This is a genomic window from Azotobacter beijerinckii (assembly GCF_900110885.1).
GTDB lineage: Bacteria > Pseudomonadota > Gammaproteobacteria > Pseudomonadales > Pseudomonadaceae > Azotobacter > Azotobacter beijerinckii.
The window spans coordinates 1-24,023 of the sequence record NZ_FOFJ01000004.1 but is presented as its reverse complement, the minus strand read 5'-3'; the positions used below and the strand labels follow the sequence as shown (position 1 = coordinate 24,023).

At 63.4% G+C, this 24,023-nt stretch carries 23 protein-coding genes and 1 other RNA gene; 5 read left to right on the top strand and 19 right to left on the bottom strand.

The window, feature by feature from the left end; translation table 11 throughout:
* Positions 1-131: 131 nt before the first annotated feature.
* Positions 132-584 (top strand): DciA family protein, encoded by a 453-nt coding sequence (locus BMY22_RS02945; RefSeq protein WP_090619445.1) that lies wholly within the window; start codon positions 132-134, stop codon positions 582-584.
* Between the two features lie 65 nt (positions 585-649).
* On the opposite strand, the gene lpxC is transcribed toward BMY22_RS02945, so the two are convergent.
* The 18 genes from lpxC to rsmI all read right to left on the bottom strand — a co-directional run bounded on the left by lpxC (position 650) and on the right by rsmI (position 19,952).
* Entirely contained in the window at positions 650-1,561 is a 912-nt protein-coding gene (lpxC, locus tag BMY22_RS02940; protein ID WP_090619443.1) for a UDP-3-O-acyl-N-acetylglucosamine deacetylase, read from the bottom strand.
* A gap of 106 nt (positions 1,562-1,667) precedes the next feature.
* Positions 1,668-2,846: a cell division protein FtsZ gene (ftsZ, locus tag BMY22_RS02935; RefSeq protein ID WP_090619442.1), complete on the bottom strand. Its 1,179-nt coding sequence runs from the start codon at positions 2,844-2,846 to the stop codon at positions 1,668-1,670.
* 43 nt (positions 2,847-2,889) lie between these two features.
* Complete coding sequence (gene ftsA / locus BMY22_RS02930) at positions 2,890-4,137, bottom strand: cell division protein FtsA (protein WP_090619440.1); 1,248 nt, start codon at positions 4,135-4,137, stop codon at positions 2,890-2,892.
* Between the two features lie 21 nt (positions 4,138-4,158).
* A complete protein-coding gene (locus BMY22_RS02925; protein ID WP_090619436.1) occupies positions 4,159-5,007 on the bottom strand; it encodes a cell division protein FtsQ/DivIB in 849 nt (282 codons plus the stop codon).
* Positions 5,008-5,010: 3 nt separating this feature from the next.
* The gene (locus BMY22_RS02920) at positions 5,011-5,955 is read right to left on the bottom strand and encodes a D-alanine--D-alanine ligase (RefSeq protein ID WP_279626338.1); all 945 of its coding nucleotides are present in this window, start codon (positions 5,953-5,955) and stop codon (positions 5,011-5,013) included.
* Entirely contained in the window at positions 5,955-7,421 is a 1,467-nt protein-coding gene (gene murC, locus BMY22_RS02915; RefSeq protein WP_090619433.1) for a UDP-N-acetylmuramate--L-alanine ligase, read from the bottom strand. The genes BMY22_RS02920 and murC overlap by 1 nt, the downstream gene beginning before the upstream one ends.
* On the bottom strand, positions 7,414-8,484 hold the full coding sequence (gene murG, locus BMY22_RS02910) for an undecaprenyldiphospho-muramoylpentapeptide beta-N-acetylglucosaminyltransferase (RefSeq protein ID WP_090619431.1): 1,071 nt from the start codon (positions 8,482-8,484) through the stop codon (positions 7,414-7,416). Before murG ends, murC begins: the two co-directional genes overlap by 8 nt.
* A complete protein-coding gene (ftsW, locus tag BMY22_RS02905; protein ID WP_090619430.1) occupies positions 8,474-9,694 on the bottom strand; it encodes a putative lipid II flippase FtsW in 1,221 nt (406 codons plus the stop codon). The genes murG and ftsW overlap by 11 nt, the downstream gene beginning before the upstream one ends.
* Positions 9,694-11,040, bottom strand: a complete 1,347-nt coding sequence (murD, locus tag BMY22_RS02900) for a UDP-N-acetylmuramoyl-L-alanine--D-glutamate ligase (RefSeq protein WP_090619428.1) — start codon at positions 11,038-11,040, stop codon at positions 9,694-9,696. The genes ftsW and murD overlap by 1 nt, the downstream gene beginning before the upstream one ends.
* Before the next feature lie 9 nt (positions 11,041-11,049).
* On the bottom strand, positions 11,050-12,132 hold the full coding sequence (gene mraY / locus BMY22_RS02895) for a phospho-N-acetylmuramoyl-pentapeptide-transferase (protein WP_090619426.1): 1,083 nt from the start codon (positions 12,130-12,132) through the stop codon (positions 11,050-11,052).
* On the bottom strand, positions 12,133-13,500 hold the full coding sequence (locus BMY22_RS02890; protein ID WP_090619424.1) for a UDP-N-acetylmuramoyl-tripeptide--D-alanyl-D-alanine ligase: 1,368 nt from the start codon (positions 13,498-13,500) through the stop codon (positions 12,133-12,135).
* Entirely contained in the window at positions 13,493-14,956 is a 1,464-nt protein-coding gene (locus tag BMY22_RS02885; protein WP_090619422.1) for a UDP-N-acetylmuramoyl-L-alanyl-D-glutamate--2,6-diaminopimelate ligase, read from the bottom strand. The genes BMY22_RS02890 and BMY22_RS02885 overlap by 8 nt, the downstream gene beginning before the upstream one ends.
* Positions 14,956-16,701, bottom strand: a complete 1,746-nt coding sequence (locus tag BMY22_RS02880; RefSeq protein ID WP_090619420.1) for a peptidoglycan D,D-transpeptidase FtsI family protein — start codon at positions 16,699-16,701, stop codon at positions 14,956-14,958. Before BMY22_RS02880 ends, BMY22_RS02885 begins: the two co-directional genes overlap by 1 nt.
* Positions 16,698-16,991: a cell division protein FtsL gene (gene ftsL, locus BMY22_RS02875; protein WP_090619419.1), complete on the bottom strand. Its 294-nt coding sequence runs from the start codon at positions 16,989-16,991 to the stop codon at positions 16,698-16,700. Before ftsL ends, BMY22_RS02880 begins: the two co-directional genes overlap by 4 nt.
* A complete protein-coding gene (gene rsmH, locus BMY22_RS02870; RefSeq protein ID WP_090619417.1) occupies positions 16,988-17,929 on the bottom strand; it encodes a 16S rRNA (cytosine(1402)-N(4))-methyltransferase RsmH in 942 nt (313 codons plus the stop codon). Before rsmH ends, ftsL begins: the two co-directional genes overlap by 4 nt.
* 2 nt (positions 17,930-17,931) lie before the next feature.
* The gene (gene mraZ / locus BMY22_RS02865; protein WP_090619415.1) at positions 17,932-18,390 is read right to left on the bottom strand and encodes a division/cell wall cluster transcriptional repressor MraZ; all 459 of its coding nucleotides are present in this window, start codon (positions 18,388-18,390) and stop codon (positions 17,932-17,934) included.
* Positions 18,391-18,685: 295 nt separating this feature from the next.
* An RNA gene (gene rnpB, locus BMY22_RS02860) (RNase P RNA component class A) lies at positions 18,686-19,044 on the bottom strand.
* A 71-nt stretch (positions 19,045-19,115) separates the two neighbouring features.
* On the bottom strand, positions 19,116-19,952 hold the full coding sequence (rsmI, locus tag BMY22_RS02855) for a 16S rRNA (cytidine(1402)-2'-O)-methyltransferase (protein ID WP_090619414.1): 837 nt from the start codon (positions 19,950-19,952) through the stop codon (positions 19,116-19,118).
* A 146-nt stretch (positions 19,953-20,098) separates the two neighbouring features.
* Between rsmI and BMY22_RS02850 the strand changes: the two genes are divergently transcribed.
* The 4 genes from BMY22_RS02850 to BMY22_RS02835 all read left to right on the top strand — a co-directional run bounded on the left by BMY22_RS02850 (position 20,099) and on the right by BMY22_RS02835 (position 23,523).
* Positions 20,099-21,922 carry a penicillin-binding protein activator gene (locus BMY22_RS02850; protein WP_090619412.1) on the top strand — a complete coding sequence of 608 codons (1,824 nt, stop codon included), beginning with the start codon at positions 20,099-20,101 and terminating at the stop codon, positions 21,920-21,922.
* 1 nt (position 21,923) lies between these two features.
* Entirely contained in the window at positions 21,924-22,289 is a 366-nt protein-coding gene (locus BMY22_RS02845; RefSeq protein ID WP_090619411.1) for a YraN family protein, read from the top strand.
* Positions 22,290-22,399: 110 nt separating this feature from the next.
* Positions 22,400-22,993 carry a phosphoheptose isomerase gene (locus BMY22_RS02840; protein WP_090619409.1) on the top strand — a complete coding sequence of 198 codons (594 nt, stop codon included), beginning with the start codon at positions 22,400-22,402 and terminating at the stop codon, positions 22,991-22,993.
* Entirely contained in the window at positions 22,990-23,523 is a 534-nt protein-coding gene (locus BMY22_RS02835) for a BON domain-containing protein (protein WP_090619407.1), read from the top strand. Before BMY22_RS02840 ends, BMY22_RS02835 begins: the two co-directional genes overlap by 4 nt.
* Positions 23,524-23,644: 121 nt before the next feature.
* Here BMY22_RS02835 and BMY22_RS02830 read toward each other — a convergent pair.
* Positions 23,645-24,023 (bottom strand): transposase (locus BMY22_RS02830; protein ID WP_143068452.1); only part of this gene is annotated, 379 nt, incomplete at its 5' end.

Genomic DNA, 24,023 nt, shown 5'->3' with positions numbered 1-24,023 from the left:
ACCAGGAGCTGCTAACGTACCGAAAATACCAAGGGTCGCCTGCTTGTAAACACCATTGCCCTCCCGAGGGCAGCCCCAAGGGGAGTATGGCTTCTGCTACCATGCGTGCCCGCACTCCCAGGCCAACCGCCATGACCTTTCGTCCCCTGCCGGCCCGAGCCCCTGCCGCGCTGTTGCGCGAGGCCAAGCCACTCAAGTCGCTATTCAGTCAGGCACAACAACTGGCCCAGCTGCAGAGCCTGCTGGAGAGCCAGTTGCAACCCGCCGCGCGCGAACATTGCCATGTGGCCTCATGGCGCGAGGGCTGCCTGCTGCTGATCATCACCGACGGCCAGTGGGCCACCCGACTGCGCTACCAGCAACGCCGCCTGCAACGTCAACTGCAAGCCCTGGACGCCTTCACGGGGCTGACCAGGATCCTTTTCAAGGTGCAGCCCCCAATGCCGACAGGCGGCTTGCCCAGCCGCACCGCCACGCTGTCCCCAGCAGCTGCCGACAGCATCCAGACCGCGGCCCTGGGCATTGACGACCCCAAGCTCCGCGAAGCGCTGGAGCGATTGGCCCGACATACCCAGCCCAAGTAGCAAAAAAAGAAAGGCCACCTGCAGGTGGCCTTAAGAAAAAGGGAAAGAAAAGGAAAAAACCTTGCTCAGACAGCAGCCACAGGCCTCATGTAGGAGATGGGGGCAGCCGAGGGGTCCTCGAAGGTGACCAACTCCCAGGCATCCGTCTGTTCAAGCAGGGTGCGCAGCAAACGGTTGTTCAGCGCGTGCCCCGACTTGTAGCCCCGGAACTCGCCGATCAAGCTATTGCCCAGCAGGTAGAGATCGCCGATGGCATCGAGGATCTTGTGCTTGACGAACTCGTCCTCGTAGCGCAGGCCGTCCTCGTTCAGCACACGGCTCTCGTCGACCACAATGGCGTTATCCACGCTGCCACCGAGCGCCAGATTGTTCGAACGCAGATATTCGATATCACGCATGAACCCGAAGGTCCGCGCGCGACTGACTTCCTTGACGAACGAAGTGCTGGAGAAGTCGACGCTCGCCGTCTGGGTGCGACCGCGGAATACCGGATGGTCGAAGTCGATCTCGAAACTCACCTTGAAACCGTCGAACGGCAGGAAAACAGCACGCTTGTCGTCCTCCTCCACCGCTACCTCGCGCTTGATGCGAATGAACCTCTTGCGAACCTCCTGCTCCTGCAGGCCCGCCGACTGGATCAGGAAGACAAAGGGGCCGGCACTACCGTCCATGATCGGCACTTCGGACGCCGAGAGTTCGACGTAGGCATTGTCGATCCCCAGACCGGCCATGGCCGACAGCAGATGCTCCACTGTGTCCACCTTGACCTCACCCTTGACCAGCGTGGTGGACATGGTGGTTTCACCGACGTTTTCGGCCCTGGCAGGGATCTCCACCACCGGATCGAGATCGATGCGCCGGAACACGATCCCGGTGTCGACGGGGGCTGGCTTCAGGGTCAGGTAAACCTTTTCCCCCGAGTGCAAACCCACTCCCGTGGCACGGATAATGTTCTTCAGGGTTCGTTGTTTGATCATGGCTTGGCCGCTAGCAGTTGCGAATATTTTTCAACAAACAGCAAAAATGATAGCAGAACCGATCTTTGCTTAACACCAATCAAAACAATACCCCTGATAAACATATTCAATCAGCCTGACGGCGCAGGAAGGCAGGAATGTCCAGATAGTCCAAGTCGTCCTGAGGATTGAGCTTGGCAGCCGTAGCGCTGGCGGCATTGCTCTGGCGCTGTACGGTGGGACGCTCGTAGTCCTTGTAGTTCACCGCCTGATCGCCACGCGGTACGCCGGGGGTCGCAGCAGCGGCCGACTGCAGGGTGTTGTCCACCACTTTCATCGGCTTGTCGGTGCGCGCACCCAATCCGGTGGCGACCACGGTCACATGCAACTCGTCGCGCATATCCGGATCGATCACGGTACCCACCTTCACCATCGCCTGGTCGGAAGCGAACTGCTCGATGATGTTGCCCACATCGGAGTACTCGCCCAAGGAGAGATCGGGACCGGCAGTGATGTTCACCAGAATGCCGCGAGCCCCCTGCAGGTGCACATCCTCCAGCAGCGGATTGCGAATCGCTGCCTCTGTGGCCTCGCGAGCACGGTTCGGGCCGCTGGCACAGCCGGTGCCCATCATGGCCATGCCCATCTCGCTCATCACGGTCTTCACGTCGGCGAAGTCGACGTTGATCATGCCAGGACGTTTGATGATATCGGAGATGCCCCGGACCGCGCCGGCCAGCACATCGTCGGCCTTGGCGAAGGCGGACAGCAAGCTGGCATCCTTGCCGAGGATGGTCAGCAACTTCTCGTTGGGAATGGTAATCAGCGAATCGACATGCTCAGCCAACAGGCGGATACCCTCTTCGGCAACCTGCATGCGCTTGCGCCCTTCGAACGGGAAGGGTCGGGTCACCACGGCCACAGTGAGGATGCCCATCCCCTTCGCCACCTCGGCGATGACCGGTGCCGCACCGGTACCGGTCCCCCCCCCCATGCCGGTGGTGATGAACACCATGTCGGTCCCCTGCAACACCTCGGCGATACGCTCGCGGTCCTCCATGGCGGCCTCGCGGCCGACTTCGGGGTTGGCGCCGGCACCCAGGCCCTTGGTCACCCCGGAGCCCAGTTGCAGCACAGTTCGTGCAGTGATGTTCTTCAGTGCCTGCGCATCCGTATTGGCACAGATGAACTCGACGCCCTCAATGCTGGTGGCTGCCATATGGTTCACGGCGTTGCCGCCGCCCCCACCGACACCGATAACCTTGATCACTGCACTTTGCGGAACATTGTCTACGAGCTCGAACATATTCCCTCTCCTTTCCTTTTCTTTTTACTGCCTGCCGCCGTTGTCAGAAATTGCCCTGGAACCAGCGCTTGAGTCGCTCCAGGACGGGTATCTTGGTTTCTTCGCTGTGCCCACCGGAACCGGACGGGGATACGCCATCGGCCTGCTTCCGCAACCCATAGAGCAACAACCCCACCCCGGTGGAATAGATCGGATTGCTGATCACATCGTCCATTCCCTTGACGCTATGCGGCACGCCCAAGCGCACCGGCATGTGGAAGATCTCCTCGGCCAGTTCCACAGCCCCCTCCATTTTCGCCGAACCCCCGGTGAGAACGACTCCGGCAGGGATCAGATCCTCGTAGCCGCTACGCTGCAGTTCAGCATGGATCAGGCTGAACAGCTCGTCGTAGCGCGGCTCGACCACCTCCGCCAAGGCTTGACGGGAAAGCTCCCGCGAGGGTCGCTCGCCGACGCTGGGAACATTGATGGTTTCGCCGGCTCCGGCCAGCTTGGCCAGGGCGCAGGCATAGCGGATCTTGATTTCCTCGGCGTACTGGGTCGGCGTGCGCAACGCCATAGCGATGTCGTTGGTGACCTGGTCGCCAGCGATCGGAATCACCGCAGTATGGCGGATCGCTCCTTCGGTAAAGATAGCGATGTCGGTGGTACCGCCACCGATGTCCACCAGGCATACGCCCAGCTCCTTCTCGTCCTCGGTAAGCACCGCATGGGCCGAAGCCAGCTGCTCAAGGATGATGTCATCCACCTCCAGATCGCAGCGACGAACGCATTTCTCGACGTTCTGCGCCGCATTCACCGCGCAAGTCACCACGTGCACCTTGGCCTCCAGACGCACGCCGGACATACCCAGCGGCTCTCGCACGCCCTCTTGGTTGTCGATCACGTAGTCCTGCGGCAGGGTGTGCAACACCCGCTGGTCCGAGGGAATCGCCACCGCCTGGGCCGCATCCAACACACGATCCAGATCGGCCTGGCTGACCTCACGATCGCGGATGGCGACAATTCCGTGGGAGTTCAGGCTGCGGATATGGTTCCCGGCCAAGCCGACGAAGGCCGAGTGAATCTGGCAGCCAGCCATCAGTTGGGCCTCCTCCACCGCCCGCTGGATGGACTGCACGGTGGACTCGATATTCACCACCACGCCCTTTTTCAATCCTCGCGAGGGATGGGAGCCGATCCCAACGATTTCCAGTTGGCCATCAGCTGCCACCTCGCCTACCAGGGCCACCACCTTGGAGGTGCCGATGTCGAGACCGACGATCATCTTGCCGCTCTGCGCGCTTGCCATATTTTCTGCCTGCTCCTCAACTCACTGCACGGCGGCGGGTTTGACCGCCGTGGGCGCGACCGGCTCGCGCCACGCCACGGCCAAGCCGTTGGCATAGCGCAGATCGATGCGCGCGATATTCGCACTTTGCTCTTTCAAGGCCTTCTCGTAGATGGAGCTGAAACGACGCATCTTGGCGAGAAGACGATCACGCCCGAGCAACAGCTCAATGCCTTGGACAGTGGTGACGAACCAGCTGCCACGCTCGCGCAGCTCCAGGCGGGCAATGGAAAAGCCCAGGGGCCTGAGCATCTGGTTGAGCACATGGTACTGCTGCATCACCTTCTCCTGCGCCCTCTGGGGGCCGACCAGTTGCGGCAGGTGCTCGTAGTGGGACACCTCGCTCGGTGCGAAGGCCTCGCCCTGATTGTTCAGCAACGCCTCGTCGCCCCAGCGCGCCACCGGCAGCTGCTCCTCCAGATGGACCACCAGTTGATCCGGCCACACACGACGTACCTCAGCCTTGGCGATCCAGGACATGCTCTCCAGCTCGTTGCGGATGCCGGCCAGATCGACACTGAAGAAACTGGCCTGACGGAAGGGCGCAATGCGATCCAGGATTGCCTGGTTGCTGACGTAGGTCAGGTGCCCCTCGAGCTTGACGTCGGCGATCGGCTGATCTGCATAGGGCAACAGGCGCTGCGCCAGGAAGTAGCTGCCCACCCCGAGGGCTGCCAGCAGCAGCAATCCGCCCAGCGTCTTCAACAGGCTCACGCCCAGCTTCGACAGACGTGCCGACACGGGCGGCCTGGCCACCATGCGGCTGGCCCCCCGACGCGCCGGAACACGCCCCGCCCCTGGTTGCCGATGACGAAGCATGGCGCCGTACATGGCTTACCCCCTTGCCTCGACGCTGTCGGCCAGGATTGCCAGCACCAGTTGCTGGAAATCCAGTCCGGCGGCGCGTGCGGCCATCGGCACGAGACTATGGTCGGTCATACCCGGCACCGTGTTGACTTCCAAAAGCCAGAAGCGGCCTTCGGCATCCTGCATCACGTCGACCCGGCCCCAGCCCTGCACGCCCACGGCCTCGCAGGCACGCGCGCACAGGCTCTTCAGTTCCGCCTCCCTGACGGGATCGAGCCCGCAGGGAATCCGGTACTGGGTGTCCGACGCCAAGTACTTGGCGTCGTAGTCGTAGAAACTGTGCGGCGTACCCAGGCCGATCGGCGGCAGCACTAGGCCACGCAGCAGGGCGACGGTGAACTCAGGCCCCTGAATCCACTGCTCGACCAGCACCTGGGGATCGTAAGAACGGGCGGCCCGCCAGGCGGCGACCAACTCGTCGATACCGTTCACCTTGGCCATGCCGATGCTGGAACCTTCATGGGCCGGCTTGACGATCAGTGGGAAGCCGAGGGCCTGCGCGGCTGCCTGGCAATCGGCCTCGCTGGCCAGCACGGCATGGCGCGGCGTCGGCAGACCCAGGCTCTGCCAGACCTGCTTGGTGCGCAGCTTGTCCATCGCCAGAGCCGAAGCCAGAACACCGCTGCCAGTGTAGGGAATGCCGGCGCACTCAAGCAGGCCCTGCATGCTGCCATCCTCGCCACCGCGGCCGTGCAGGACGATGAATGCGCGATCGATCCGCTCGCGGCTCAGCCGCCCGAGCAGATCGTCGCCAACATCGATGCCGAAGGCGTCCACCCCCGCGCTCTGCAGCGCTTCCAGTACGGCCTGGCCGGACTTCAGGGAAACTGCGCGCTCGGCGCTCTTGCCTCCGAACAGCACGGCGACACGACCGAAAGCCTGCGGGGCAAGCGTGGATTGCAGGGCGTGAATCATGACATTTCCCTCTTGGCGGCCACCTCGGGCCAACCGCCGAACAACGGACTCTGGAGCAGTTGTGGAGCCAGTCCACCGACATCACCGGCCCCCTGGCAGAGGAGGATGTCGCCGGGGCGCAGCAACGGCTTGAGCAGCGGCGCGATATCCGCCCCACGCTCTACGTAGATAGGATCCAACTGGCCGCGCTGCCGGATGCTGCGGCACAAGTTGCGGCTGTCGGCACCGGGAATCGGCTCCTCGCCGGCCGGGTAGACCTCCATCAGCAGCAGCACGTTGGCATCGGCCAATACCTGAACGAAATCTTCGTAGAGGTCGCGCGTCCGGGTGAAACGATGCGGCTGGTAGACCATCACCAGCCGGCGCTCCGGCCAACCGCCGCGAACAGCCCGAATCACTGCGGCAACCTCGCGCGGATGGTGACCGTAGTCGTCGACCAACATCACGCTGCCACCTTCGACCTGCAGCTCGCCGTACACCTGGAAACGCCGGCCGACGCCTTCGAAGCCCGACAGCCCCTGGACGATGGCCGCATCCTCGATGCCTTCATCGGAGGCGATGGCAATGGTGGCCAAGGCGTTCAGCACGTTATGCACCCCCGGCATGTTGACCGACACCGCGAGCGGAACACGGCCCTGGCGCAACACGGTGAAGTAGGTGCGCATTCCCTCCTGGCGAATGTCGATGGCACGTACGTCGGCATCCTCACCAAAACCGTAGGTGATCGTCGGGCGGGCGACCTGGGGCAGAATCTCGCGGACCACCGGGTCGTCGACGCAAAGCACTGCCAGACCGTAGAACGGCAGGTTGTGCAGGAAATCCACAAAGGTCTTCTTCAGCCGGCTGAAGTCGCCTGCATAGGTGTCCATGTGGTCGGCGTCGATGTTGGTGACCACCGCCACCAGGGGCTGCAGATGCAGGAAGCTGGCATCGCTCTCGTCGGCCTCGGCGATCAGGTAGCGGCTGCTGCCGAGCTGGGCATTGGTGCCAGCCGCATTCAGCCGGCCGCCGATGACAAAGGTAGGGTCCAGTCCACCGGCGGCGAACACCGAGGCGATCAGGCTGGTGGTGGTGGTCTTGCCGTGGGTACCAGCCACGGCGATGCCATGCCGGTAGCGCATCAGCTCGGCAAGCATTTCCGCCCGCGGCACCACGGGAATGCGCCGCTCCAGAGCGGTCGCCACTTCCGGGTTGGAACTGCTCACCGCACTGGAAACTACCAGCACATCGGCACTGGCGGCGTTCTCGGCGCGATGGCCGACGTAGATCTTCGCACCGAAGCTTTCCAGGCGCGCAGTCACCGGTGAAGCCTTGAGGTCGGAGCCGGAGACTTCGTAACCGAGGTTCAGCAGCACCTCGGCAATCCCGCACATGCCAACCCCGCCAATACCGACGAAGTGGATCCGACCGATGCGACGCATGCGGCGTATTTCGGACTGGATCGCATCCTTGGACTTAACCACGCGCCACCTCCAGGCAGATATCCACGACCGTCCGGGTCGCATCGGGTTTGGCCAAGCGGCGAGCGCTGGCAGCCATGCTTGCGAGTCGCTCGGGATGCATCGACACCTCGCTCAGGCGGGCAGCCAGATCGCCGGCAGCCGTGCTCGCCTGCGGCAGCAGGAAGGCCGCGCCCTCCTGCGCCAGATAGTCGGCATTGCGGGTCTGGTGATCGTCGATGGCCTGGGGCAGCGGTACCAGCAGCGCTGGCAGCCCGGCGGCTGCCAGCTCGCTGACGGTCAGGGCACCGGCACGGCAGACCACCAGGTCGGCCCAGGCATAGGCCTGGGCCATGTCGTCGATGAAAGGCGCGACCTCAGCCTCGACGCCGGCCCCACGGTAACGCTCGGCGGTGATCTCATGGTGCTGCCTGCCGGCCTGATGGAAGATCTCTGGCCGCTGCTCGACGGGGATCAATGCCAACGCCGTGGGTAGCAGCTTGTTCAGGGGCTCGGCACCCAGGCTGCCGCCCAGGACCAGCAGCCGCAACCTGCGCCCTTTCAGGGGCTGGCGCGGCGTCTCCAGAAACAGCTCGGGCCGCACCGGATTGCCAGTGGTACATCGCTTGTCGGTGACGCCGAAGGTATTTGGAAAAGCCTCGCAAACCCGGCTAGCGATCGGCGCCAGCGCCCGATTGGCAGTACCGGCCACGGCATTCTGCTCGTGGATGATCAGGGGCACACCGGCCAGCTTCGCCGCCAGGCCACCGGGGCCGGTGACGAAGCCTCCCATGCCCAGCACACACACCGGACGCAGTTCGCGCATGACCCGGCGGGCCTGGAACAGCGACCTGAGTAGCTGGAAAGGCGCCTTGAGCAGAGTTGCCAGCCCCTTGCCACGCAGCCCGCCGATCTGGATCTGATACAGCGGCAGCCCAGCTCGGGGCACCAGTTCGTTCTCGATGCCTCGCGGAGTTCCCAGCCAGTGCACAGCATAGCCGCGGGCCTGGAACTCGCGGGCACAGGCCAGCGCCGGGAACACGTGCCCTCCGGTACCGCCGGCCATGATCAGTACGTTAGCGCTCATCGGCTTGCTCCTCGCGATCCTCGGCGAAATCATCCTTGCCGAACTGTGCACTCTCGTTGTCCAGCTGGGTACGACGCTCCCAGTCCAGACGCAGCAGCAGGCCCAAGCTGACGCAACAGATCACCAACGAGCTGCCGCCGTAGCTGAGAAAAGGCAAAGTTAGCCCCTTGGTCGGCAGAAGGCCGATGTTCACCCCGATATTGATGAGGAACTGGCCGATCCACAGGAAGGCCAGTCCATAGGCCACATAGGCCGAGAAGTAGTGCCGGGCCTTCTCCGCCCACAGACCGAGATAGAGGGCCCGCACACAGACGAAGGTGAACAGCCCGAGGGTGGCCAGCGCACCGAACATGCCCAGCTCTTCGGCCAGCACGGAGAATACGAAGTCAGTGTGCGCCTCCGGCAGGTAGAACTGTTTTTGCACGCTGTTGCCGAGTCCGACCCCCAGCCATTCGCCGCGCCCGAAGGCGATCAGCGCCTGGGTCAACTGATAGCCGGAACCGAATTGGTCGGCCCAAGGATCCGTGAAGGTGATCAGCCGCTGCAGGCGGTACTCCTGGGTCTGCACCAGAACAAATACCGCGCCGATGGCGGCGACGGCCAGCAGGGTAAAACGGAACAAACCGACCCCACCGAGGAACAGCATGGCGGCGGCGGAACCCAGCATCACCACGGTGGCACCGAAGTCCGGCTCCAGCAGCAGCAGCCCGGCCAGCGGAATCAGCACGATGATCGGCTTGATGAAACCGATCCAGCGCTGGCGCACCTCGTCCTCGCGGCGCACCAGATAGCCGGCGAGGTAGATCACCACGAACAGCTTGGCGATCTCCGAGGGCTGGATGTTGAAGGCGCCGAAACCGATCCAGCGCATCGAACCATTCACCTCGCGGCCGATGCCCGGAACCAGCACCAGAATCAGCACGCCAAAAGCAGCCAGCAACAGCTTGCCGCCCATGCTCTGCCAGGTTTCCAGCGGTACCAGCATCACCACGCCACCGGCAACGAGGCCGATCACCAGATATACCAAATGACGGACCATGTAGTAGAACGTGTTGCCGGCCTGCACCGCTGCCACTTCGGAGGACGCCGAGGTGATCATCACCAGTCCCAAGCCAAGCAGTGCCAGGCAACCGGCCAGCATCGGGAAGTCAACATCGAAGCCGCGCCGGTTGAACAGCGGCGACGGGTAGAGACGCAACAGGGCCAGCATCAGGAAAGCGCCTCCACCGCCTGGGCGAACAAGCGTCCGCGCTCCTCGAAGCTCCGGAACATGTCCAGGCTGGCGCATGCCGGCGACAGCAGCACCGCGTCGCCCGCCTCAGCCAACACGGCGGCACGCTCGACCGCCTCCTCCAGCGTTTTCACCCGAATCAGCGGCACGGCGCCCTCCAGTACCGTGGCGATGCGCTCGGCGTCGCGGCCGAGCAAAACCACGGCGCGACAGTATTCGGCAACCGGCTGACGCAGGCTGGAGAAATCCGCTCCCTTGCCATCGCCGCCGGCGATCAGCACCAGCTTGCCGGCGATGTCCGCCCCCAGACCGCCGATCGCCGCCAGCGCGGCGCCCACGTTGGTGGCCTTAGAGTCGTCGTAGTAGCCGACCCCACGCAACTCGCGCAGCCACTGGCAGCGGTGCGGCAGTCCGGCGAAGGACTTCAGGGTGGCCAGCATCGGCGCGAGCGGCAAGCCGACCGCACGGCCCAGTGCCAGTGCCGCCAGGGCGTTGGCCTGATTATGGGCGCCGCGGATCCTCAGCTCGCGAACCGGCATCAGCGCCTCGAACTGAAAAGCCAGACGCTTCTCGCCGCCCTCTTCCAGGAGGCCGAAGCCCTTGAGGTCCGGCTTGCCGAGACCGAAGGTCCAGCACGGCAGCTGGTCGGCGACCAGCGGGCGAGACAGCGGGTCGTCGCGGTTCACCACCACCTGCGCCGCCCCGCGGAAGATACGGTGCTTGGCCAGGTGGTAGGCCTGCAGATCGACATAGCGATCCATGTGGTCCTCGCTGACGTTGAGGCAGGTAGCCACTTCGGCATTCAGCCGCTCGGTGGTTTCCAGCTGAAAGCTGGAAAGCTCCAGGACATAGAGTTCAATGCTGTCATCCAACAGGTCCAGCGCCGGGGTGCCGAGGTTACCGCCCACCGCCACACGCTTGCCGGCCGCACGGGCCATCTCGCCAAGCAGGGTGGTCACCGTGCTTTTGGCGTTGGAGCCGGTAATCGCGACAATCGGCGCCTTGGCATGCCGGGCGAACAGTTCGATGTCGCCGGACAGCTTCACTCCGCGCGCCGCCGCGGCCTGCAGCGCTGGAGTGGCCAGCGCCAATCCCGGACTGACATAGAGCTTGCTGGCACGGCAGAGGAAGTCCACGTCCAGCGCGCCGCAATGCACCTCTACCTGCGGGTAGTCGCGCTGCAGTGCGACCAGCTCAGGCGGATTCGCGCGAGTGTCGACAACGGCAAAGTGCGCGCCCTGGCGGCCCAGAAAGCGCACCAGAGACATGCCGCTCTTGCCGAGACCGACGACAATGCGAAACTGGTCGGAAGCAATCAGAGTCATTCCCTGTCCTCAGCGCAGCTTCAGGGTTGCCAGACCGATCAGCACCAGTACCACGGTGATGATCCAGAAACGCACGATCACCCGCGGCTCCGGCCACCCTTTCAGCTCGAAATGGTGATGGATCGGTGCCATGCGAAACACACGCTTGCCGGTGAGCTTGAAGGATGCAACCTGGATCATCACCGACAGGGTTTCCATGACGAACACCCCGCCCATGATGAACAGCACCACTTCCTGCCGGACGATCACCGCGATGGTGCCAAGCGCGGCCCCCAGCGCCAGGGCCCCGACATCGCCCATGAAGACCTGCGCCGGGTAGGTGTTGAACCAGAGGAAGCCAAGGCCGGCGCCAATCAGCGCGCCGCAGAACACGATCAGCTCGCCAGCCCCCGCCACGTTGGGAATCAACAGGTATTCAGCGAACCTCACGTTGCCGGACAGATAACAGAAGATGCCCAAGGCGCCGCCAACCATCACCGTCGGCATGATCGCCAGGCCGTCGAGGCCGTCGGTCAGGTTCACCGCGTTGCTCGAGCCCACGATGACGAAATAGGTCAGCACGATGAAGCCGGCGCCGAGCGGAATCTCGATGGTCTTGATCAACGGCAGGATCAGGGTGGTTTCGACCGGGGTCTTCGCTGTCATATAAAGGAAGAGTGCGGCACCGAGACCGAACACCGATTGCCAGAAATACTTCCAGCGGCTCGGCAAGCCGCGAGAGTTCTTCTCGATCACCTTGCGGTAGTCGTCGACCCAGCCAATGGCGCCGAACAACAGGGTCACGGCCAGCACGACCCAGACGTAACGGTTGGACAGGTCTGCCCAGAGCAGGGTGCTGACGGCGATGGCGGACAGGATCAGCGCCCCCCCCATGGTCGGCGTGCCCTTCTTCGACAGGTGCGACTGCGGACCATCGTCGCGCACGGCCTGACCGATCTGACGGATCTGCAGTGTCCGGATCATCCAGGGTCCCAGGCACAGGGCCAGGATCAAGGCGGTCAGCACCCCAAGAATCCCGCGCAGGGTCAGGTACTGGATGACCGCGAAACCGGTGTGGAACTGTTGCAGATACTCTGCCAGCAGCAGCAGCATTTAGTGAGTCTCCTCGCTGGAACCGCAGAGAGCCGAAACGATCTTGTCCATCGCCGCACTTCGCGAACCCTTGATCAAAATGGTGGTATCGGGATGCTGCTCGCGGCGCAGGGCCTCGAGCAGACTGGCCTGATCGGCGAAGTGCCGACCCTTGTCTCCGAACGCCGCGACCGCATGGGCCATCAACGGCCCCACGGCATACAGGGTATCGACCTTGCCGGCGGCATAAGCGCCGACCTGGCTGTGGCCCTCCTCCGCCCAGGCGCCCAGTTCACCCATGTCGCCGAGGACAAGGACGGTGTGTCCGGAAAAGCCGGCGAGTATATCGATAGCCGCACACATTGACGCGGGGTTTGCGTTGTAGCTGTCGTCGATCACCCGTACGCCGTTCGGCGCAAGCTGCGCCACGGCGCGCCCCTTGACCGGTTGCAAGCTCTCCAGTCCAGACTGGATGCCAACCAACGGCATGCCCAAGGCATGAGCCGCCGCCGCCGCGGCCAGGGCATTGGCCACGTTGTGCCGGCCAAGCAAGTTAAGCTGGATACGCGCCTCGCCGGCGGGCCCCTGCAGGGTGAAGGCCGGGCAACCGCGGGCGTCGGGCTGGATATCCCGGGCCCGAAAGTCGGCGGACAGATCGCCCAAGGCGAAACTCAGCACGCGCCGTCCCGCAGCACGCTGCTGCCAGGTGGCGAAGGCCTGGTCGTCGCGGTTGAGTACGGCAATGCCGTCGGTGGGCAAGCCCTCGAGGATCTCGCCCTTGGCCTCGACAATCCTCTCCGGACCGCCGAACTCGCCGACGTGTGCCGTGCCGGCATTGGTGATGATCGCCACCTGCGGCCGGGCCAGGCCGGCGGTGTAAGCGATCTCGCCGATCCGCGAGGCCCCCAGCTCGATCACCGCACCGACATGCTCGGGCGCCAGTTCGAGCAGGGTCAGCGGTACACCCAGCTCGTTGTTCAGGTTACCGCGGGTGGCCAGTACTGGACCCCAGGTACGCAGGATGCTGGCGAGCATTTCCTTGACCGTGGTCTTGCCGCTGGAGCCGGTCACCGCCGCCAAAGGGCCGCTGTAGGCCTGCCGGTTGAAGCCCCCCAACAGGCCAAGAGCCAAGCGGTTATCGGCCACCTGCAGCTGTGGCAGCCCCACGTCCGGCACCAGGCGCTGGACCAGGGCGGCCGCAGCCCCCTTGGCGGCAACCTCGGCGAGGAAAGCGTGACCATCGAAACGCGGCCCGACCAGGGCGACGAATAGCTGCCCGGGGCGAATCGCCCGGCTGTCGGTGCCGACCGAATCGAAGGCCACATCGGTCCCTGCCAGACTCCCCTGCAGCAGACCGGCGATTTCGTTCAGGTGCAGAGCCTCAAGCATGTGCCGCCTCCCAGGCGCGCAGGGCCTTGGCGGCCTCCTCGATGTCGGAGAAAGGCTGGCGCACGCCCTCGATCTCTTGGTAGTCCTCGTGTCCCTTGCCGGCCAGCAGCAGCACATCGGCCACATCGGCATCGGCAATCAGCCGGGCGATTGCCTGGCCCCGTCCGTGCAAGCAGGCAACCTTTTCCGGCGCGGCAATGCCGCTGCTGATATCGGCAAAAATCTGCTCCGGAGACTCGCTGCGCGGATTGTCGTCGGTGACCAGCACTTCGTCGGCCAACCGCTCGGCAACCGCCGCCATCAGCGGACGCTTGCCGCGATCGCGGTCGCCGCCGCAGCCGAACAGGCACAGCAGGCGTCCGCGGACGTGCGGCCGCAGCGCTTCCAGCACCTTCTCCAGGGCATCCGGGGTATGGGCGTAATCCACCACGATCAGCGGCCGGGTACCGCCGCCCAAGCGCTGCATACGTCCGGCCGGGGCCTGAAGCTGAGGCATGACGCGAAGGATCTCGTCCAGTGCATAATCCAGGCCCAGCAGCGCACCGACCACAGCCAGCAGGTTGCTCAGGTTGAAGCAGCCCAGCAGCGGGCTGTGCAGCAACCCCTCACCTTGCAGGGTCGCCACCTCGGCACGCACGCCCCGCTCGTCGAAATGCACCCGACGGCAGTACAGCTGGGCGGAACGATCCTCCAGGCTGTAGCCGATCAGCCGGGAAGCCCGCGCCTCTCCCGCCAGCTGGCGACCGAAGGCATCGTCCAGGTTGAGCACCCGGCAACGCAGACCGGGCCAAGCGAACAGGCGGGCCTTGGCCGCGGCATAGGCATCCATGGTGCCGTGATAGTCCAGATGGTCACGCGACAGGTTGGTGAAGACCGCCACATCGAAATCCAGCGCCGCCACCCGACCTTGCTCGAGGCCGTGGGAGGACACCTCCATGGACACGGCGCGAGCGCCAGCCTGCTTCAAGCCGGCCAGAGTCGCCTGCACGCCGAGCGGGTCGGGAGTGGTATGCCGACCACTCTGCAGCGCGCCGTGGAAACCACTGCCCAGGGTACCGACAATGCCGCAACGCTCACCGAGCAGGTCCAAAGCCTGGGCGAGCAACTGGCTGACACTGGTCTTGCCGTTGGTGCCAGTCACGCCGATCAGGCGCAGGGCTCGGCTCGGCTCGCCATAAAAGCGCCCGGCAATCGCCGACAGCTGTCCGGCCAGTCCCTTGATCGGCACCAGCGGCACACCATTGCCGGCGAGCACTGGTGCACCCTCGGCCTGATAGGCCACGGCAGCAGCGCCACGGGCGAGGGCATCGCCGATATGACTGCGGCCATCTTGCTGGCCTCCGGGAATCGCGAGAAACAGATCGCCCGGGCGCACCTGGCGGCTGTCCAAGGTCAGTTCGCGGATCAGCACCGCGCTCTCGGCCTGGGGTAACAGTTGATTGAGGGGCATAGGCATCAGATACGGCCTCCTTTGCCGGGTACTGGCACTTCCCTGTCGGCAGTCTTCGTCTCGGCAGGCGGCGACAGGTTGTCCGGCGCCACATTCATCAGACGCAGCGCACCGGCCATGACCCTGCCGAACACCGGCGCAGAAATCAGACCACCGAAATAGGTGCCGTTGCTCGGCTCATCGATCACCACGGCCATAGCGATGCGCGGGTTGCTGGTCGGCGCGAAGCCGGCGAACAGCGAGCGATACGACTTTTCCTTGTACCCCTTCGCACCCACGCTGTTCTTGCGCGCGGTACCGCTCTTGCCGGCGACGTGGTAACCCGGCACCTTGGCACGGAACACACCGCCCGGCGCCTCGACGACTTGCTGCAGCATGCCCTGCATGGTCTTGGCGACTTTAGGGGAAATGACCTGGACGCCCTCCTGCGGACGATCCTGCCGGGCCAGCGCCAGCGGCACCGCGCGCCCATCGTTGGCCAGGGTGGCGTAGGCATGGGCCAGTTGCACGGCCGTCACGGAGAGACCGTAGCCATAGGACAGGGTGGCAGTCTCCGCCTTGCGCCACTCACGATAACTGGGCAGGTTGCCCACCTGCTCGCCGGGGAAGCCCAGACCGGTATCCTGACCGAAGCCGACTCGCTGCATCAGCGAGTGGATGGACTCGCCGCCGATGTCGAAGGCGACCTTACTCATGCCGACGTTGCTCGACTTGATCAGAATACCGGTCAGGTCGAGCACGCCGCCTTCGGCGTGGGAGACGTCACGGATGGTATAGCGCCCGATCTGCAGCCTACCCGGTGCCACCTCCACCTTGTCTTCCGGCTTCCAGCGCCCGGATTCCAGTGCGGCACTCATGGACAGCGGTTTCATCGTCGAGCCTGGTTCAAACACATCGACCAGCGCACGGTTGCGCATGGCTGCCAGGTTGAGATTGCGCTTGTTGTTCGGGTTGTAGGTCGGCTGGTTGACCATCGCCAGCACCTCACCGGTCTTCACATCGAGCATCACCAGGGTGCCGGCCTTGGCACCAACCTCGGTGATAGCGTTACGCAACTCGCGATGCGCCAGATATTGCAGGCGCAGATCGATGGACAGCTCCAGCGTTCTGCCGGCCTTGGCATTCTGCACCACCTGCACATCCCGGATCAGTCGGCCGCGGCGATCCTTGAGCACCTGGCGCTTGCCGGGCACGCCGGCCAGCCATTCGTCGAAGGCCAGCTCCATGCCCTCGCGACCATGATCGTCGATATCGGTAAAACCAAGCACATGGGCAGTGACCTCACCCGCCGGGTAGAATCGCCGAAACTCCTCCAAGGCGTAAACGCCTGGGATCTTCAGGTCGAGCACGGCCTGCCCCTGCTCAGGAGTAAGCCCTCGCACCAGATAGGTGAACTCACGCCCGGCCAACTGATCCAGACGCTCTGCCAGGGCTTTTGCATCCTGCCCCAAGGCCTTGGCCAGAGCCGCCCACTGGTCGCGCGCACCGACCAACTCCTTCGGATTGCCCCACAGGGTGGTGACCGGGGTGCTGACCGCCAACGGCTCGCCGTTGCGATCGGTGATCAGTCCGCGATGCGCCGGGATCGGGATGTGCCGCATGCTGCGCGCATCGCCCTGCCCCTTGAGAAAGTCATGATCGAATATGTGCAGATCGACGATACGCCAGGCGATGGCAGCCACCATCAGTGCCAAGAGAGCCAGCACCAGACGGAAACGCCAAGGATAGAGTGCACCTTCGAGTTTCATCATGGTGCCACCAGCCGTATTTCCGCCGCATCGGGAATGCGCATCTTCAGGGTTTCGCTGGCCAGACTCTCGACTCGACTGTGCGCGGTCCAGGTGCTTTGCTCCAGAATCAGCCGCCCCCACTCGGCCTGCATCTTGTCGCGCTCGGTCAGCTCGCCATACAGCGCATTGAGCAACTGGCGATTCCAGTAGGCGCTGTAGGAGACCGCGACGGCGGAGAACAGCGCGGCAACGAAAAGTACCAACATCAGCAGACTACCGGTCGGCATGGCCTTATTCGGTATGCGACTCATCGCAGCTTCTCCGCCACGCGCATGACCGCACTGCGGGCACGCGGATTGGCCTTGAGTTCGGCTTCGGAAGCGTATTGAGGCTTGCCGATCAGCCTCAGACGCGGCTCGAAAGCAGCCAGACGGATCGGCAAGTCGCGCGGCAGCTTGTCCGCCTCGCCCTTGGCCTGGCGCCGCATGAACTGCTTGACGATACGATCCTCCAGCGAATGGAAGCTGATCACCACCAAGCGGCCACCGACTTCAAGCGATTCAAGCACTGCTTCAAGCCCCCGCTCGAGATCACCCAGCTCGTTGTTGATATGAATGCGCAATCCCTGGAAGGCGCGCGTTGCCGGATTCTTGCCCTTCTCCCAGGCTGGATTGGCGACGGCCAGCACCTGCGCCAGATCGGCAGTGCGCTCGAATGGCCTTTCTTGGCGGCGCTGCACCACAGCCTGGGCCATACGCCTGGCAAAGCGCTCCTCGCCATACTCCTTGAAAACGCGGGCAATTTCCTCAGCAGTAGCACTGGCCAGCCATTCGGCTGCGCTCACGCCTCGCGTCGGGTCCATACGCATATCCAGCGGGCCGTCGTTAAGAAAGCTGAAACCACGCTCGGGATCGTCCAGTTGCGGCGAGGACACCCCCAAATCGAACAGCGCGCCACCGACCTTGCCGATCAGTCCACGTGCCGCCAGCTCATCCGCCAACTCGGCAAAACTGCGCTGCACGATGACAAAGCGGCCATCCTCGGCGGCCAGGGCTTGCCCGGTGGCGATCGCTTGGGGATCCTTGTCGAACCCCAGCAAGCCCCCCTCCGGCCCAAGACGCCCAAGGATCAACCGGCTATGCCCCCCCCGCCCGAAGGTGCCATCCAGGTAACAACCGTCCGCTCGTACGGACAGAGCATCGACCGCTTCCTCGAGTAGTACGGTGATATGGCTGAAGCCGCTATTCATAGTCACAGGATCAAGTCACGCAGTTCGCCCGGCAGAGCACCGGGTTGTTGTTTGATAGCCGCCAGGTCTGCATCCGCAATCGCGGTCCAGGCATCCTCATTCCACAGCTGAAATTTGTTCAGTTGGCCGACCAGCATTGCGTGCTTGTCCAGATTCGCATGCTTGCGCAAGCGCGGCGGAATCAGGAAACGTCCACTGCCATCCAGTTCGAGATCCACGGCATTACCGATCAAGAGACGCTGCAAGCGGCGAGTTTCCTCATGCAACGAGGGAAGCTCGCGCAATTTGGCCTCGATGAGTTCCCACTCCGGCAGGGGATATATGCATAAGCAGGGGTCCATCGCGTCGATGGTGATGATGAGCTGACCCGCCGAACGCGAAACGAACTCCTCGCGATACCTGGCAGGCATCGAGACTCGCCCCTTGGCGTCGAGACTGACGGCGCTGGCTCCGCGAAACACGGTGACGCTTCCCCTGATCTCAAGCTTCCCTGCCCACTGAAACCCACTTTATGCCACTTCGTACCACCTGCGCACACTATAGGAACGCCCCAACCCACCGTCAAGGCAGGGAAAAATGAAAAAATCCTTATAGGACGGCGCTTTAGCTGAATATGAGAGAGAGAAATCACACGTAATGAGAAACAAGCCCAGCAAAATCAATGAGCTGAATTTATCTCTTAAAGTGGATTGTTATGTGGGGGATTTTTAGCCGCTTGCAAAGGAGCTTTTTGAAGGGCAAGAGAGGAAGAAGGGAGGGGAGAGTCGATCTGTAAGCCGGGTTCTGTCGAGGACAGTCATTCCTCTACGACGACCATCGCTGGCCGCCTCTAGCAACCTACCCGGATCCAGCGCGGGCCACGCCGACGGATCCCTATTTGGTCTTGCTCCGAGTGGGGTTTACCTAGCCACGGACTGTTGCCAGCCGTGCGGTGCGCTCTTACCGCACCTTTTCACCCTTACCGGCACTTGCGCGCTTAGGCGGTTGTTTTCTGTGGCACTTTCCGTAGGCTCGCGCCTCCCAGGCGTTACCTGGCACTCTGCCCTATGGAGCCCGGACTTTCCTCTCTCCCATATTGGGGAACAATATGGAACAGCGACTGTCTGATCGACTCTCCGCCGATAAGAATAATCGGTCACAAAGGTCATCCGCAAGCACTCCCTCTGGTGCTGCGTCCAGGCCAGCCTCACCCCTGGCGTTCCAAAGCAGCTTGATAGAGTAGATTCTTGCGCACCCCGGTGATTTCGGCCGCCAATGCCGCAGCCCGCTTCAACGGCACCTCCTTGAGCAAAAGATCAAGAACACGGAGCGCCGCAGCCGACACCGCCTCCTCAGGCGGAGGCTGCCAGCCGGCCACCAGCAGCACGCACTCGCCACGCTGCTGGTTGCTATCCTCAGCGACCCAAGCGCGTAGCTCACCGAGAGGCAAGCTTCTGAAGGTTTCGAAGGTTTTGGTCAACTCCCGCGCCAGAACCGCCAAACGATCAACTCCCATGGTTCGCTCGAGATCCCCCAGGCACTCCAACAATCGATGCGGCGCCTCGTAGAAGATCAGCGTTCGAGGTTCCTCCTTCAACTGCTCCAAGCGCGCCAGACGCCCAGCCGCCTTGGCCGGCAGAAAACCTTCGAAGACGAACCGATCGGAAGGCAGCCCCGCAGCGGACAAGGCGGCAATTAACGCACAGGGGCCGGGTACAGGAACCACCCTTATGCCTGCCGCTCGCGCCTGGCGCACCAGATGAAAACCCGGATCGGAAATCAGCGGCGTACCGGCATCGGAAATCAGCGCCACATCCTCGCCTGCCTGCAGGCGCGCCAGAAAGCGCCCGCCATGATCGCGCTCATTGTGCTCATGACAGGCCGCCAAGGGCGTCGCGATACCGAAATGTTGCAACAGACGCGCCGAGTGGCGCGTATCTTCGGCGGCAATCAAGGCAACATCGCGCAATACCCTGAGGGCTCGCGCAGTGATGTCGTCGAGATTGCCGATCGGGGTAGCGACGACATAAAGCGTGCCCGGCATTGGATTCAAAGCAGCAGACACAGTCACGGCGAACCCCTCAAGCAGTCGAAACGCGCATTGTAGCCGGGTTTCCAGTGCACGACATCGCACCCAGGACGAGGCTTGGGTACAATTCTTCAATTGTCTTGAGCATCAGGAACGCCTCAATGATCGCCTGCCTGCGTCCCCTTCCCACCCTTTTCCTTGCCAGCTTTCTGGTCGCCTGCGCGAGCTCGCCATCATCCCAACTGGGCGAGCTGCCACCCCCCACACAATCCAGCGTCGAACAACTGCTGCAGCAGGCCGACCAAAGCAAGCCGGAAAAGGCCGCACTCCTCCGCCTGAGCGCCGCCGACCAAGCCTACCGGCAGAAGGATCTCGGCCAGGCCGTACGCATTCTCGACCAGACCCCACTGGACAGCCTCAAGCCCGCTCAGCAGATCTTTGCCAGCACCCTCGGCGCAGAGATTGCCTTGGCCCGCAACAACGCCAAGGCGGCGCTCAAGAGCCTGAACCACCCGAGCATGCAGCACTTGGGCGAACTGCCCGTCCAGCAGCAGACCCGCACCCAACTGGCCCGCGCCCGCGCCCTGGAGGCAGATGGGCAGCGCCTGAATGCCGCCCGCGAGCGGGTGTTCATCGCGCCCCTGCTGAGCGAGTCGGCTGCCAGCGAGAACCACGAAAGCATCTGGCGCCTGATTCAAGCTCTGCCACAGGATGCCCTGAGCGTCCCCGGAGAAGAGAACACCGAACTGGGCCGCTGGCTGGCCTTGGCCCGCGCGACGAAAAGCGCCGGTACCTTGGAGTTGCAACAAGCGGCCATCGACCAATGGCGCGCGGCAAACCCACAGCACCCGGCAGCCCTGCAATTGCCGGCACCGCTGCGCAAGTTGCGGGAACTGGCCAGCCAACCCCTCAACAAGATCGCCCTGCTGCTCCCCGAGGAGGGCCAACTCGCCTCAGTGTCCCGCGCCCTACGCAACGGCTTCATGGCAGCCCATTACCAGGCGCAGCAAAGCGGCCAGCGACCACCCAGCATCGAAGTCTACGACAGCAGCCGGCTGACCTCCCTCGACGACTTCTATCGCCAGGCCCAAGCCGCTGGAGTGCAATTGGTCATCGGCCCCCTGGAAAAGCCCTTGGTCAAGCAACTCGGCGATCGCGAACAACTGCCAATCACCACCTTGGCGCTGAACTATGGCAATACCGGCCAGGAAAGCCCGCCGCAACTCTTCCAGTTCGGCCTGGCAGCCGAAGACGAGGCCCGCGAAGCTGCCCGCCGCGCCTGGGCCGACGGCATGCGCCGGGGCGTCGTCATGGTGCCCTCCGGCGAATGGGGCGATCGCGTTCTCCAAGCCTTCCAGAAGAACTGGCAGGCCGCCGGCGGCAGCCTGATCGCCGTCGTGCGCATCGATCAGTCTGCCCGCCTGGCCCAACAGATCGCCGAGCTGTTCCAGTTGCGCCAAAGCGAGGCGCGCGGCAAACGCCTGCAGAGCGTGCTTGGCGGCGAAGTGACCGCACAACCTTCGCGACGCCGAGACATCGACTTCATTTTCCTCGCCGCCACACCGCAGCAGGCCCAGCAGATCAAGCCGACCCTCGCCTTCCAGTACGCTGGCGACGTACCGGTGTATGCCACCTCGCACCTCTACAACCCGAAGGAAGAGCAGAACCAGTACCTCGACCTGGAAGGCATCCAGTTCTGCGAAACTCCTTGGCTGCTGAATGCCAGCCCGATCGACAACCTGCCACAACTGGTCGGCAGCCAATGGCCCCAGGCCAGTGGCAGCCTGGGGCGCCTCTACGCCATGGGCGCCGATGCCTATCGACTCGCCCCGCGTCTGGCGCAGCTCAAGACCATGCCCGACACACGCATCGACGGCCTCTCCGGCAGCCTGAGCCTAAGCCCCGATCAGCGCATCCAGCGCCAGCTGCCTTGGGCCACCTTCCACGATGGCCAGGTTCAACGCCTGCCAGCCAACAGTTACTGATATGGATAGGCAGCGCAGCGGACGCGACGCCGAAGCTCTCGCCCACCGCCATCTCGTAGCGCAAGGACTGCACCTCCTGGCGCAGAACTGGCGCTGCCGGTGCGGCGAGCTCGATCTGGTCATGCTCGACGGCGATACAGTAGTATTCGTCGAAGTGCGCTATCGGCGACACCTTGCCTGGGGAGGCGCACTGGAGAGCGTCGATGCGCGCAAGCGCATGAAACTCGTCCGCACCGCCCAGTATTTCCTGCAGAAGGAGCCACGCTGGGCCAGGCATCCCTGCCGCTTCGACATCGTCGCCATCACTAATGCCGACGAGGGCACGTTCAGCCACCTGAATTGGGTCCGAAACGCCTTTGACGCCTGACCTGCAACAGCGCCTAGCGAGCCCCGGACACCCTGCAGCAGCCCTGCCGCACCATGAGCCAGAAAGCTACCCTGGCCGCAGCGGACACCCGACTTTGAAGGTTATCGCCGATGGACATGCAATCCCGCATCCGCCAACTCTTCCAGGCCAGCATCGAAACCAAGCAGCAGGCCATGGAGACCATCCCTCCCCACATCGCCCAGGCCAGCGAGCTCATGGTTCAGGCCCTACTCAACGAGGGCAAGATCCTCTCCTGCGGCAACGGCGGCTCGGCCGGAGATGCGCAGCATTTTTCCTCGGAGTTGCTCAATCGCTTCGAACGCGAGCGCCCCAGCCTGCCGGCCCTCGCGCTGACCACCGACAGCTCGACCCTAACCTCGATTGCCAACGACTACAGCTACAACGAAGTGTTCTCCAAGCAGATCCGCGCTCTGGGCCAACCCGGAGACGTTCTGCTGGCCATTTCCACCAGCGGCAACTCCGCCAACGTGATCCAGGCTATCCAGGCGGCCCACGACCGAGAAATGCTGGTGGTCGCCCTGACCGGCCGCGACGGCGGCGGCATGGCCTCGCTGCTGCTTCCCGAAGACGTCGAGATCCGGGTGCCTGCCAAGGTCACGGCACGCATCCAGGAAGTGCACCTGCTGGTCATCCATTGCCTGTGCGATCTGATCGACAACCAACTGTTCGGAAGCGAAGAATGAAGCGCTCACTCCTGATCACCACCGTCCTGGCGGCAAGCCTTATTTTGAGTGGCTGCAGCAGTCGCAGCATCGGTAACTCGATCGACGATAAACTCATCGAACCCCAGGTCGCCGAAAAGATCCGCCAGGCCCATGCCGACCTGGGCAGCAGCAGCTCGCACATTGTGGTCACCACCTACAACAGCGTTACCCTGCTCGCTGGCCAGACCCCCCGCGCCGAACTCAAACAGCTCGCCGAGCAAGCAGCCCGCTCGGTCCCCGGAGTGAGCAAAGTACACAACGAAATACAAATTCTCCTGCCCACCTCACTCCTGGCCCGCAGCAACGACGCCCTGCTGACCACCAAGATCAAAACTCAGATGCTTGCCGACAACACGGTACCCGGCTCGAAGATCAAGGTGGTTACCGAGAACGGCATCGTTTACTTGCTGGGCCTGATCACCCGCCAGGAAGCAAATCGGGCCACCAATCTGGTCCAGAGCGTTTCCGGCGTGCAGAAGGTCGTCAAGCTGTTCCAGTACACAGACTGAAGGGCAACAGCGCCAATAAAAAGGCGATCCTATGATCGCCTTTTTATTGTTTATTGTTCGCCTAATCTTACTGTGTCATAAACATGGATGTCCCAAACCTCCGTACAGGTCCCGGCAATACTCAAGCATCAGATAGACACCGAGTTGATGACGCAGCGTCGTGATCGAGTCCGCCACATGCCGCTGCGCGCGCTGGCCGACCGCGGGGGCGGTAATCCGCGGGAAGCGCAGGTACCGTGCAGGCCATGAGGTTTTTTTTTCCTTGGCCATCCGGTCCGAACAGGGCCTCACGGCGCAGGCGCTGCCCGAGCAGAAAACCGTAGGCGGCGATGCTCAAGCTGGCATGGTGGTGGAATCCCCGCCAACCACGCCCCTCGTAATGTCCCAGCCCCAGGTCCTGCTTGAGATCCTGATAGTCGCGCTCGATACGCCAACGCAGGTGGGCGATGCGCACCAGTTCCGATAGCGGCGTGTCCTCCTCGAGGGTGGACAACCAGTAA